General features: G+C 60.3%; 14 protein-coding genes. 11 read left to right on the top strand and 3 right to left on the bottom strand.

From position 1 onward, the window contains the following. Positions 1–11 precede the first annotated feature (11 nt). Positions 12–1430, top strand: coding sequence for a protoporphyrinogen oxidase (gene hemG / locus LAO20_09205; GenBank protein MBZ5531596.1), 1419 nt, complete (start codon positions 12–14; stop codon positions 1428–1430). Positions 1431–1452: 22 nt separating this feature from the next. Here the strand turns inward: hemG and LAO20_09200 are convergent, their stop codons facing one another. Further along, entirely contained in the window at positions 1453–1920 is a 468-nt protein-coding gene (locus LAO20_09200; GenBank protein ID MBZ5531595.1) for an MmcQ/YjbR family DNA-binding protein, read from the bottom strand. A gap of 118 nt (positions 1921–2038) precedes the next feature. On the opposite strand from LAO20_09200, the gene LAO20_09195 reads away from it, so the two are divergent. Both LAO20_09195 and LAO20_09190 read left to right on the top strand, forming a co-directional pair. After that, on the top strand, positions 2039–2791 hold the full coding sequence (locus LAO20_09195; GenBank protein MBZ5531594.1) for a hypothetical protein: 753 nt from the start codon (positions 2039–2041) through the stop codon (positions 2789–2791). A gap of 129 nt (positions 2792–2920) precedes the next feature. Next, positions 2921–3367, top strand: a complete 447-nt coding sequence (locus LAO20_09190) for a hypothetical protein (protein MBZ5531593.1) — start codon at positions 2921–2923, stop codon at positions 3365–3367. Between the two features lie 49 nt (positions 3368–3416). Here the strand turns inward: LAO20_09190 and LAO20_09185 are convergent, their stop codons facing one another. Next, complete coding sequence (locus LAO20_09185; protein ID MBZ5531592.1) at positions 3417–4190, bottom strand: DUF3891 family protein; 774 nt, start codon at positions 4188–4190, stop codon at positions 3417–3419. After that, the gene (locus LAO20_09180) at positions 4187–4624 is read right to left on the bottom strand and encodes a DUF488 family protein (GenBank protein ID MBZ5531591.1); all 438 of its coding nucleotides are present in this window, start codon (positions 4622–4624) and stop codon (positions 4187–4189) included. Before LAO20_09180 ends, LAO20_09185 begins: the two co-directional genes overlap by 4 nt. Before the next feature lie 80 nt (positions 4625–4704). On the opposite strand from LAO20_09180, the gene LAO20_09175 reads away from it, so the two are divergent. The 8 genes from LAO20_09175 to LAO20_09140 all read left to right on the top strand — a co-directional run bounded on the left by LAO20_09175 (position 4705) and on the right by LAO20_09140 (position 12355). Then, positions 4705–5073 (top strand): cytochrome c, encoded by a 369-nt coding sequence (locus tag LAO20_09175; protein ID MBZ5531590.1) that lies wholly within the window; start codon positions 4705–4707, stop codon positions 5071–5073. A gap of 166 nt (positions 5074–5239) precedes the next feature. Then, entirely contained in the window at positions 5240–6394 is a 1155-nt protein-coding gene (locus LAO20_09170; protein ID MBZ5531589.1) for a 2-hydroxyacyl-CoA dehydratase, read from the top strand. Positions 6395–6450: 56 nt separating this feature from the next. After that, the gene (locus LAO20_09165) at positions 6451–7728 is read left to right on the top strand and encodes a 2-hydroxyacyl-CoA dehydratase family protein (GenBank protein MBZ5531588.1); all 1278 of its coding nucleotides are present in this window, start codon (positions 6451–6453) and stop codon (positions 7726–7728) included. Positions 7729–7735: 7 nt separating this feature from the next. Further along, entirely contained in the window at positions 7736–8575 is an 840-nt protein-coding gene (locus LAO20_09160) for an acyl-CoA dehydratase activase (protein MBZ5531587.1), read from the top strand. Beyond that, entirely contained in the window at positions 8553–9350 is a 798-nt protein-coding gene (locus tag LAO20_09155; protein ID MBZ5531586.1) for an acyl-CoA dehydratase activase, read from the top strand. The genes LAO20_09160 and LAO20_09155 overlap by 23 nt, the downstream gene beginning before the upstream one ends. 9 nt (positions 9351–9359) lie before the next feature. Beyond that, positions 9360–10427: a 6-hydroxycyclohex-1-ene-1-carbonyl-CoA dehydrogenase gene (gene had, locus LAO20_09150; protein MBZ5531585.1), complete on the top strand. Its 1068-nt coding sequence runs from the start codon at positions 9360–9362 to the stop codon at positions 10425–10427. Between the two features lie 18 nt (positions 10428–10445). Further along, the gene (oah, locus tag LAO20_09145; protein MBZ5531584.1) at positions 10446–11549 is read left to right on the top strand and encodes a 6-oxocyclohex-1-ene-1-carbonyl-CoA hydratase; all 1104 of its coding nucleotides are present in this window, start codon (positions 10446–10448) and stop codon (positions 11547–11549) included. Further along, a complete protein-coding gene (locus LAO20_09140; GenBank protein MBZ5531583.1) occupies positions 11516–12355 on the top strand; it encodes an enoyl-CoA hydratase/isomerase family protein in 840 nt (279 codons plus the stop codon). Before oah ends, LAO20_09140 begins: the two co-directional genes overlap by 34 nt. Positions 12356–12396 lie beyond the last annotated feature (41 nt).

The raw sequence follows: 12396 nt of genomic DNA, 5'->3' as shown, positions 1-12396 counted from the left end.
GTTCATCCAACATGAAACGAGTGGCCATCATCGGCGGCGGCATTGCAGGGTTGAGTGCAGCGTATTACCTGGAACAAGCGCGCCGCCGCGGCGCCCAGGTCTCCTGGACCCTGTTTGAAAAGTCTTCACGCCTGGGCGGAGTGATCAAGACCGAACTGAGCGAGGGACTTGTCCTGGAAGCCGGGCCCGATTCCTTTCTCACCATGAAGCCCGATGGCGCCCAGTTTTGCCGCGATCTTGGCCTGGGTGATCAGCTCATCAGCTCCAATGATTTTCAACGCAAAACCTACATCCTGGTAAAGGGCCGCCTGGTGGCCATCCCTGACGGACTGGAATTCATGGTGCCGACGCGCGTGTTGCCCATGGCCACCACGCCGCTTTTTTCTTTTGCCACCAAATTGCGGATGGCCAAGGAGTGGTGGTCGGGGCCAAGCGGAGAGAAACCGCACTGGGGCGACCCGCATGCGGACGAATCGGTAGCGGACTTTGTGCGCCGCCATTTTGGCCCGGAGATGGTGGACCGGGTAGCCGAACCGCTGCTGGCCGGCGTCTACGGCGGCAACGCTGACAAAATGAGCGTCCGCGCGGTGCTGCCGCGATTCGTTGAGATGGAGCGCGAAGCCGGCAGCCTGGTGCGGGCCTCGATGAACGCCCGCAAGGCGCGCGCGCAGAGCGGCGGCCCGTCCGGCGCTGCGTCCACAGGCGCGCAGCCGTTGTTCACTTCGCTGCGCAACGGCATGCAGCAGATGGTGGACGCGGCAGTCGCCGCGTTGCCGCAATCGTCCGTCCGCCTGGGGCAGGAGGTAACGGTCGTCCGTCCCATGAATGATGACTGGCACGTTGAGTATGAAAACAGTCGCGAGCGATTTCAGGAAGTCCTGCTGGCGGTGCCCGCGTCTTCGGCTGCGGGAATTCTGCGGCAATGCCATCCCGCGCTGATGGAAGGGCTGGCGCGAATCCAGTATTCCTCTTCCGCCGCCGTGCTCCTGGCATACGACCAGGCGGAACTGCCGCCGGGCTTCGGGTTCCTGGTGCCGCGCACGGAAGGCCGCAAGATGCTGGCGTGCACGTTTGTGCACAAGAAATTTTCTTTTCGCGCGCCGGAACGCTCCGCGCTGCTGCGCTGCTTTATTTCCAGCGCGCGCGTGCCGGACCTGCTCAGCTTCAGCGACGACCAGTTGCTGGCCATGGTCCGCAAAGAACTCAAAGACATTCTGGGACTCAGCGAGCAACCGCGCCTCACCCGCGTTTTCCGCTGGCAGCAGGCCTTGCCGCAATATGAAACCGGGCACCTGGAGCGCGTGGAGGCCATGGAGAAAATCCTGGAAGACATTCCCGGACTGCGGATCATCGGAAACTCATTTCACGGGATCGGCATCCCCGACTGCATTCGTTCCGGAAGAGAGGCGGCTACCGCCGCGGTGGCGTAGTTTCTGTCGCTGCGCTCCATTATCACGATGTCTTCTTTTTTCTAGCTTTCCGTTTCGCCTTTGTCTTGGTTCTTGATTTCGATCTTCGGGTCCCGCCAGGTTTGGGCCTGCGCGCGCTCTTTCCACGCGACGGCGCAGGCGTGGTCCCGCTCAACTCCGCTTGCTTGCGCTTCGGCAGCTTTTCCAGCACCAGACGATATGAGTATTCGATCAGCTCCTGAATTTCCGGCGGCCGCAGCGCGTCCACCTCGGTCATCGCCACCCAGTGGTTGCGCGCCATGTAGGGCGCAGGAATAATGCCTTCGACTTCCACCAGTTCTGTAAATCTCTCCGGCGTGCACTTGAAGGCAATCTTGGTGGGACCCAGGCCCGGCTCCAGGTTGGCGACGCAATAGATCTTGCCCGCAATGCGGAACAGCAGGTCGTGCTCCCACTGCACGTCTTCCGTGGTGTGCGGAAGCGCCAGGCAGACTTCGCGCACCCAGTCAATGTAAGTCGCCACGGCGGATACTATATCCGATGGAAGTTCTTTCCGTAATGCGAAGGTAACTTTTCCTTCTGCTTGGGGTTTGCTAGCCTTGGAACAAGGGAAACGGGGGCATCTGACGATGAAAACTTTAGCCGCCTTATGTGTTACTGGGCTGCTGGCCGCAGCGCCAGTCGTCTATGCCCAGCAGGAACGCCAGGACCTGGGGGCCGCTACCCAGGCCATGAGCAACCATCACCATGACCATCATGAGATGAGCGTGCACATGAAGATGAGCGAGCTGCGTGATCCCCAGCCGGGCGACGCGAAGAAGGCCCAGAAGGTGGTGGAGCAGGCGCGCCAGGCCCTGGAAAAATATCGCGACTACAACGTCGCCCTGGCCGAAGGGTTCCAGATCTTTCTGCCTAACATCCCCCAGCCCATGTATCACTTCACCAACTATGGCTACGCGTACAATGCCGCTTTTGAATTTGACGCCACCAAGCCAACTTCGCTGCTCTACGAAAAACACGGCGACGACTACAAACTAATCGGCGCCATGTACACAGCGCCCGTGCGCTTTACCGAAGACCAGATCAACCAGCGCATTCCCCTGAGCGTGGCCCAGTGGCACCAGCACGTGAACATGTGCAAGCCTCCGCTGGGGCAGGAGCTGGACCAGTTGTCCAGGCACGCCCGGTTTGGCTTGCGCGGCTCCATCAACACGCGCGAAGAATGCGAAGCCGCGGGCGGGACCTTTATGCCGCACGTCTTTGGCTGGATGGTGCATGTCTATCCCTGGGAGAAAACTCCGGACGCGATCTGGTCCGTGGAACGCCAGCTCAAAGACAAGCCGGCAACGGGGCACGATCACCGTGATCACAGGGACAACTAAGACCGAGCCTTTCTCATATTTCGAGCGAAGCGGCTTTACTCAACAACTGACGTTATAAGCTAACTACTTGGGCAGGACAAATTGTGCCCCACAAACTCCGGGTTCAGGAATTACTGAGTGGAGGTGAATGTGACTGAAGAAGAACTAAAACACATTAAACATGAAATCAAATTGTTTGTTAATGCAGCACGCGTCTGGGAGGACTCGAATACAAAATATGAGGATGTACCTAATTTAAAAGCATTGGCCCAAGTTGCAGTGTTTACGCACGGTAGAAATCTGATCGAGCTTTTGGGTAAGCGCAAACAAAGTCCTGAACTAGAAAAGTACTACGCCCATATCTGTGACGCCGTAAGTCACATTAAACTTCGAGGGAAAACAGGCCCGAATTGCAAAGTAGGCAAGAATGAGTGCAGGAAAACTCTCAAGGAGCCTTGCGCCAATCCACAGCACTCTCGCTGGAATACCCCGCTCCACGAAGAAGTCGGCGTTTTTTCCCGAGAACTTGCACACCATATCCTCAAGCACCTCAATATTCCAAAGGAATCTCGTCTCCTTCTTAGCCAACTAGGCTGAGTGAAAGACTATAGGGTTCCCTCGCTCCGCTCGGGATAAAGAAAGGCAATTACCAAATCTTGATCCCAAATTCCCGTGACGAAATCTCTTTCGTCGCCGGATGCCGTAGCGCAGCCACGGAGAATTCTGTCCCGCCCGGTATCAGCGCAGGCTCCATCCGGTAGCCGCCCGCTTCTGCGCTGAGCTTGGGCTTCACACCGAAGTATTCCGGAAACTCCACGTTCTCTTGCGCGCCGCAACACCAGTAGAGTGACAGCAAATCGCAAAACTGCAGCAGGTCGGTCAATGCTTCTAACTCTTCTGCGCTACGCTCCTGCTTGCCGGCGAGCTTCTTCTGGCGTTGGGATTCTGCGCCGAGAAACTCCTGGAGCTTCTTGCGGTCTCTTTCGCTGTCGGCGGCGGACTGGAGGCGATGCTCGGCCAGCCGCCAGAAATGGCGGCTCACCATGTAACCTCCGGCGGGGGAAACCGGTTTGGCGATTTCAATGGACTGCGTCCACGCCGCCAGAAAGTCGGGCACAGCCATGTGCAGGAATGATCTTGGTTTGAACCCCCGCCCCGCGCGGCTTCCCTGAACGGCCTGCGCGTCGGGCATGCCCCATCCGGCATCATGCAAGGCGATGGCCCGTCTCAGCGGCGCGTCCAGCTTGGGCACGCGAGGCCCGCTGAGCTTTGCCGCGATGTCGCCGGCAAGCGCCGCGTGCGAAGGCTGGGTGATCATCCAGCAGCTTTCGTACTCGCGCTTCTGGGTTTCAGAGATCACGTCCCAGGCGGAGAGAAGCTTCCCTCTGGGAGCTGCCGGCGCCAGAGGGCAGAGAATCATGAGCGTCTGCTGGGCCGGCGCTTGGCTACCCGCCCCGACGCGGCTGCGGCCTTTGCCGGACCGCTGCTCGATGGCGGCTTCTTGGTTCCGTCAAGAAGTTCTTTCAAGGCGACAGCGTTGTTGCGTTCCAGGTTGCTGGACGAATAAATCAGCGTGACCTGGTCGTGATGGTTGATCAGGTCGTAGAGCACGGCCAGGGCCTCTGTGGCTTCCGGTGTGGAAAGTTCCTTGAAGTAGCGCTTCTTGAACAGCGCCCAGTTGGCGCTGGCGTGGTACCACTTGCGCAGCTCGTCGGACGGGGCCAGGTCTTTCAACCAGTGGTCAATGCGCGCCTTCGCTTTGGTGAGGCCGCGCGGCCATAAGCGGTCCACCAGGACGCGCTGGCCGTCGGCCAGAGACGGCTGGTCATAGGCGCGTTTGATTTCGACGGGCATGCCGTGCACCGTTTGTGCTTCGCACCATTTGTACTGCAAACGGGGTTTGCAAAACGGCTGTCTCCAGACATAATAGTCATTTGAGGCAAACAGCGTCCATCCTTCTTGTAGCGCTTGCGGCGGCATTGCTGCTGGCCATCGCCGGCTGCGGCAAAGATCCCGCAACCATGACGGACGCCGAACTCGGGCTCAACGCCGAGCAGTCCCGCGGGCGGCGCGTCTACAATCTCTACTGCCTCAGTTGCCATCCTGCGTATTCCACCCATGGCAACAAAGGTCCGGGATTGAAGGGGATGTACGGCAAGCCGTACCTGCCCAGCGGCCTCACTGCCACCGACGAGCACGTGATCCAAGCCATCATGCAGGGCCGCGGGATGATGCCGCACTTCGGAGATTCTGTGAATCAGCGGGAATTGCAGGACATGATCGCGTATCTGCACACTCTGTAAGCGAAGGCGTGCCCCGCGCCGGCTGATGGTCCCAGTCAGGCTGTGACACCGGCGACCCTGGGCAGTCGCCACTCCGAAACCCCCAAAAGTGGCCGTAAAAGAGCGCACTCATCCAGAGTGATGCCCGTCACATCCCTTCCGCCCGCCCTAGGTGAATCATTGCTGCATGGAACAATTCGAACGAACGTTCGATAGTCTTTATGAGGGGATGCAGGACCTCACTTTTGCCGGCGTGCGGCAATGGAAAGAGCAGCATCCCGGAGCAAAATCCGTAGCGTTCTTTCCCGTCTATGCGCCGATGGAGCTTGTCCACGCCGCGGGCATGCTTCCCGTGATGCTGAGCGGAGCGGGCGACCGGCTGGACATCCAGCACGCCGATTCGCGCTTCGGCTCGTTCATCTGCTCCATCATCAAAACCACCATGGAGATGGCCATGACCGGCCATCTGGAGCCTTTCGACGGCCTGCTTTTCTCTTCCATCTGCGACTCCGCCCGCAATCTCTGCTTCGTGGTCAAGCGCAACTACCCGCAGACGTATGTGGATTTCCTGCATCTGCCGCACAGCACTTCAGAGACCAGCGTGGAGTTCCTCAGAGCCGAATACCGCCGGATCATCACGGAACTGGAGCGGTTGGGCGGAGCTCCGATTCAGGATGAAGCGCTGCGCCGGAGCATCGCGCTCTACAACGAACAGCGTCGCCTGGTGCGGCAACTCTACGAATTGCGCACGCAAAGCCCGCACCTGTTACGGGCGTGGGAATCGTACGTGCTCATCCGCAGCGGCAACCTGATGCCGGTGGAGGAGCACATCCAGGTCCTGAAGCAGGCCCTCGAACAAATTCCAACTCGGCCGGGAAAGAAGCGGGACGCCATCCGCGTGGTCATTGAAGGCGCGTTCTGCGAGCAGCCTCCTCTAGAGCTCATTCGACTGCTGGAAAACGCCGGCTGCGACATTGTGGAAGACGACCTGGCCATAGCGCAGCGCTGGTTCACCGAAGACGTTCCCGTCACGGGCGACCCGGTGCACGCGCTGGCTGAGAGTTACGTGCAGCGTTCGGTCTATTCCTCCGTGCGCCACGATTTTTCCAAGCCGCGCTGGGAAGGCCTGGCGGAGAAGGTCCGCAACACGCGCGCGGAAGCCGTGATCTTCCTGATCGCCAAGTTCTGCGAGCCGGCGTATTTCGATTTTGTGCTCTTCAAGAAGAAAGTTGACGAAATGGGTCTGCCGCACCTGCTGCTGGAGTTCGAAGAAAAGCTGTTCACCTTTGATCGCCTGCGCACGGAAGTGGAGACGTTCGTCGAATCCCTGGTCTTTGATTAAGCAGACCAGACTGAAAACCAGACTGATTGGTACCTGACCAAGAAGGAGCAGCCGTAATGGCCGAAAAATCTACAAGCGAATACCGCGGAAGCATTCACCAGCAGCAAAAGGACCTGATGCTGGATTGGTACCAGCGTCTGGACCACTCGGCTGAGACCGGAGACCCGCCCACGGTGTCCATGATGATTTCCGGCAACTGCGTGGAACTGCTGGAAGGCTTTGGCGCGATTCCGCTCTATCCTGAAGTGAACGCGCTGCAGCTGGCCATCCGCCACCAGTCGCTGGAGCCGATTCTTGCGGCCGAGGAGATGGGTTACGCCGGAGACAATTGCGCCTACGTGAAGGCCGATATCGGCTGCATGCTCAAAGGCATCACCCCCACCGGCGGCCGGTTGCCCAAGCCCACGCTGGTGTTGTGCAACTTTGTCGGCTGCAACACCTACGTGAAATGGTTCGAGCACGTGGCCGCATTCACCGGCGCGCCTCTGTACGTTGTGGACGTGCCCTTTCTCCGCGGCGACCAACCTTCGCAGGCAGATATTGACTACGTTGTCCGGCAGCTCAAGGAAGTTGTGGTGCAGCTGGAGAAGCTGACCGGACGCAAGTTCGACTACGACCGCTTCCAGCAGTCGGTGGCCTATTCCAGCGAAGTCGAGGACCTCTGGTCACAGATCAAGCACCTGGCCAAGAATTCCCCGTCGCCATTTGACGCTTACTTCGATGCCATCACCCTGATGGGCCCTTTGTACGTCTACCGCGGCAAGCGTGAAGGCGTGGAGTTCTTCCGCGCGGCGCTCAACGAACTCAAGCAGAAAGTCCAAGCCGGCGAAGGCGTCTATGACCAGGAGCGCTTCCGCGTGGTAGTGGAGGGCCCGCCGCCGTATCCCTACTTCCGCACCTTCCGTGACATGTTTGCCAGTTGGAAGGCGGTTGCTGTGGCGTCCACCTATTCCACCGTCGGCGGGTTGTGGGAGTTCGGGTTCCGGCACGATTCGAAGACTCCTTTCGAATCGGTGGCCATGCATATGCTCGCGCAAAACGTGACGAACCGTAACTATCTGCAACGTTACGACCAGATTGCACGCTACGTGAAGGAATGGAAGGCCGACGGCGTGATCATCCACTTCGTCAAGAGTTGCCGCCTGTTTTCCGCCGGACAGGGAGACATGCGCGACTACTTCACCAAGCAACTGGGCGTTCCCACGTTGTACATAGAGTCCGACCTGGAAGACCCGCGCTATTTTGCCGAAGCGCAAACCAAGAACCGGATTGATGCTTTTTTTGAATCCCTGGAGCACGCCAAGCACACGGCAGCACACGCCGTGGGTGCGTGAGGTCACTATGAGAATTGCAGCAGGAGTGGACGTAGGTTCAACGCAGACCAAAGCGGTGCTGGTGGGGGCCAACGGCGACGGCGTGAAAATTCTGTCGCGGTCGCTCATGGACACCGGCGCCAACGTCCGCAAAGCCGCGGAAAAGGCCTTCGACGAGTGCTGCCAGGCGGCGGGCGTCGCGCAGGCTGACGTGGGCTTTGTGGTCGGTACCGGCTATGGCCGCTACAACATTTCCTTCGGTCACACACAGATGACGGAGATCAGTTGTCATGCCCGTGGCGCCCACTTTCTCTGCCCCGGCACTCGAACCGTGATTGACATGGGCGGCCAGGACGCAAAAGCCATCGGCGTCGGCCCTTCCGGCGAAGTCCTGGACTTTGTGATGAATGACAAATGCGCCGCCGGCACGGGACGTTTTCTGGCCAATGCCGCCGAAGTGATGGGACTGGGCTTGGATGATATCGGGCCGCTGTCTCTCCGCGCGACTCGCCCGGTGAAGATAGCAACCGTGTGCACGGTCTTTGTGGAGTCTGACATTCTCTCGTACCTCTCGCAGGGCAAGAAACCGGAAGACATCATGGAAGGCGTGCATCTGGCGATTGCCAAGCGCACGATGTCACTGGCGCGGCGCGTAAACATTGAGCCGCTGGTCACCATGACCGGCGGTGTGGCCCGCAACGTGGGCATGGTGCGCGCCCTGGAAACGGTGCTGGGACAAAAAATCATCGTCACCCCGGACGCCCAGTTCATGGGCGCGGTGGGCGCTGCGCTGTTCTCGCTGGAGAAACTTGGCGAAAGCTTCGAAGCCACTGTTTGGAGGGACCATGCCGTTAGTAGCCGGAATTGATTGCGGATCAGGATTCACCAAAGCGCTGGTGGCCGAGCAGGATTCGCCGGGAAGCGAGCTGCGCATTTTGGGCCGCGGACGCGCCCGCAGCGGCATCAATGTTGATCAGGCGGCCAATGAAGCGCTGGAGCAGGCACTGGCCGGCAATCTAAGGTCGGACTTGAACTACATTGCCGCCACCGGCTTTGGACGCTACAACCTGAGCTTTCGCGACATCGCCATTACGGAGATCACCACGGCCGCGCGCGGCGCCTATTTTCTCTTTCCCCATCCCGGCGCTGTGCTGGACATTGGCAGCCAGACCACGCGGGCCATCGCCGTCAAGGAAAACGGCCGAGTGAACACTTTCAAGAGCAATGACAAGTGCGCTGCCGGCTCCGGCATGTTCATCGCCCGGGCGGCGAAATATCTGGAGGTCCCGCTGGAGCAGGTGGGCGAACTTTCCCTGCATGCCGCCCACTCGCATCCCATCAGCAGCGTATGCGCCGTGCTGGCGGAAAGCGAGATCATCAACCACGTCAGCAGCGGCGTGAGCGTGGAAGACATTTTGCGCGGCATCCATGATTCGCTCGCAGACCGCGCCGGCGCGCTGCTGAAGCGCGTGGGCCTGCACGGCGAGCTCACCTTCATCGGAGGCGTTGCCCATCAGCAAGGGATGGTGCGGGCGCTGGAGCAGCGGCTCAATGTAAAAGTGAATGTGGCCGAAGATTGTGAATACGTTTGCGCGCTGGGCGCGGCCGTGCTTGGTTTGCGCCGCCTGGCCAGCAGGAACTGAGAGGGAAACATGGCAATCCAGGGTGCGTATGGATACCGGCTTTCGACCGTGGGGAAACCGCTGGATCTGGCGGAGCTGCCGAAGCTTGAGCCCGGACCGGACGAGGTCATCGTTAAGGTAGCCGGATGCGGCGTGTGCCACACCGATGTAGGCTTCGCCTCAGAAGGCGTGCCCACGCGGCACGTCCTTCCTTTGGTGCTGGGCCATGAAATTGCCGGCCACGTGGTTGACGCAGGCGCCAAGGCGCAGTTGTGGATAGGGCAGGCGGTGATTGTCCCCGCGGTGATCGCTTGCGGCGAATGTCCCGCATGCCGTGCAGGCCGGCCCACCACTTGCCGCAAGCAGTTCATGCCCGGCAACGACGGCGATGGAGGCTTTGCCACGCACGTGCGCGTGCCCGCGCGCGGGCTTTGCCGCGTTCCAGACAAGCTGCCTCCGGGCGTTTCTCTGGCAGCCCTGTCCGTGGTGGCTGATGCCGTGACCACTCCTTACGAAGCAATTCGCCGTTCGGGATTGAAGTCCGGCGACGTGGCGGTGATCGTGGGCGCGGGTGGCATCGGCAGCTTCGCCGTGCAGATTGCCGCGGCGATGGGCGCCAAGGCAATCGCCATTGATATTGATGCCGAACGCCTGGAACTGGCCCAGCAGTATGGAGCGTCACTCATCCTGAATTCTGACCGGGGCGATGAGAAACAACTCAAAGCCAGCGTGCGCAACTTTGCCAGCGAGCAAGCTGCGCCCGGCTCAACGCTGAAAATTTTTGAGATGAGCGGCACTCCGGCGGGACAAATCACGGCGTTCAACTTGCTCGATTTTGGCGCGCATCTGGCCATCGTCGGCTTCACGCCGAAGAAAGTTGAAGTGCGGCTGTCAAACCTGATGGCCTTTGACGCCACGGCCCGCGGCAACTGGGGTTGTCCGGCGGAAAATTATCCCGCCGCGCTTGACCTGGTGCTCAGCGGCAAGGTCACCATCGAACCATTCATTGAGCGCCATTCGTTGACTGAAACTCCGGAAGTGCTTGCCGGAGTCGCCCGGCACGCATTCCGCCGTCGCGTGGTGCTGGTGCCAAACTAAGAAGCCTGGGAGGCTGCGATGAAAGACCACAACCTGACTGAGAATTTTGTTCCGCGTGAAATCCTGGTGGAACAGAGGCCGGTGCGCGACCGCGAAGGCCGGGCCGTTCCGGGGCTGCACAACGTGTGGATCACGTTGAACAATCCGGCCGAGCTGAACAGCTACACCACGTCCACGGCGAAAGAAGTGATCCTGGCGCTGCGCGAAGCCAGCAATGATCGCGCCGCGGTGGCCGTGGTGCTGACCGGCGCGGGCACGCGCGCCTTCTGCAGCGGCGGCAACACGCGGGAGTATGCCGAAATCTACGCCGGATCGCCGGCCGAGTATCGCCAGTACATGCGGCTGTTCAATGACATGGTCACGGCCATCCTGCATTGCGACAAGCCGGTGATCTGCCGGGTGAACGGCATGCGCATGGGCGGCGGACAGGAAATCGGCATGGCCTGCGACTTTTCCATCGCCAGCGATCTGGCCGTGTTCAGCCAGGCCGGGCCCAAGCACGGCTCCGTGCCCGATGGCGGCAGCACGGATTTTCTTCCGCTGTATGTGGGAATCGAGCGCGCCATGGCCAGCGCGACTCTGTGCGAACCCTGGAGCGCACACCGCTTCTACGCGCTGGGCGGGCTCACGCAGATTGTTCCTGTACTGAAAGCGAATGGGAAGTGGGCGCCCAATCCTCTCGTCGTCACCGACCGCTACCTCGACGAATTCGGACGCATGGCGCTGGGCGAGTGGAAGACCGGCGAAGAGAAAGATCGCGCCAAGAAAGTCTTGGCCGAGGCCACCGTTGATCTGCAGCTCCTGGACGAAGCGGTGGAGAGCATGTGCACCAAGCTGCTCTACACCATGCCGGACTGCCTGACCAAGACCATCGAGAGCCTGCGCAAGCACAAACTGGAACACTGGGACCGCAACCGCGAGACCAGTCGCGCATGGCTGGCTCTGAACATGATGACCGAGGCCAACGCGGGCTTCCGCGCATTTCACTTCGGCACCAAAGAACAGCGCGAAGTGGATTTCGTCCGGCTGCGGCAGCGCCTGGCTGAAGGCGCGCGCTGGGGAGAAGAATTGATCGAAGAAGTCGCTCCATGGACGGCGAAAGCAGAAATGGCCAAGGTGTGACCATGGAGAACACGGTTGTAGAGAACAAAGTCCGGCTTGAGTTCACGCATCAAGGCCAGGTCGCGCGGATCACCTTGTCCGCGCCCAAGGCCAACATCCTGGATAAGGCCATGATGCTTGGCCTTCACCTGACGCTGGAAGGACTCACGCCCCACACAGACCTGAAAGCAATCGTGCTCGCCGGGGCGGGTCCGCACTTCAGCTTTGGGGCCAGCATTGAAGAACATCTGCCGGACCAGATCGGCGATACGCTCACTCATCTGCGCAAACTCCTGCTGAAAATGGCGGGGGCGCCGGCGCCGCTGATCGCCGCCGTCCGCGGACAATGCATGGGCGGAGGATTTGAACTCGCGCTGGCCTGCGACCTGATCGTCGCCGAAGAAAGTGCGCAGTTCGCGCTGCCGGAGATCAAGCTGGGCGTGTTTCCGCCTGCAGGGGCGGCGTTGCTGCCCGTGCGCATGGGCGCGGGACGCGCCGCGGAAATGGTGCTGACCGGCGCCAGCTGGACTGCACAGAGAGCCGCCGCTGCTGGATTGATCAACAAGGTTTTCCCCAACGGGGAACTCGAGGCCCAACTTGACGCTTGGCTGGAGTCGGAATTTCTGCCTCGATCAGCCGCGGCATTGCATTTTGCCGCGCAGGCAGCGCGACTGCCTCTGGTTCGCGCGTTGGAAATTGACTTGCCCGCGTTGGAGCACATTTACCTGAACGAACTCATGCAACAGCCCGATGCCGCCGAAGGAATTCTGGCGTTCCTGGAAAAACGCCAGCCGCACTGGTCGGTAGAGCGTCAGGTTCCGGCATAGAGCAGACTCCAGCTCGGGTACCGGCACGTTTCGCGCGTGAG

The sequence above is a fragment of the Terriglobia bacterium genome (assembly GCA_020072815.1).
Lineage (GTDB): Bacteria > Acidobacteriota > Terriglobia > Terriglobales > Acidobacteriaceae > Angelobacter.
Note: the sequence above shows the minus strand (reverse complement) of the source record. Positions and strands in the feature narration are given on the sequence as shown.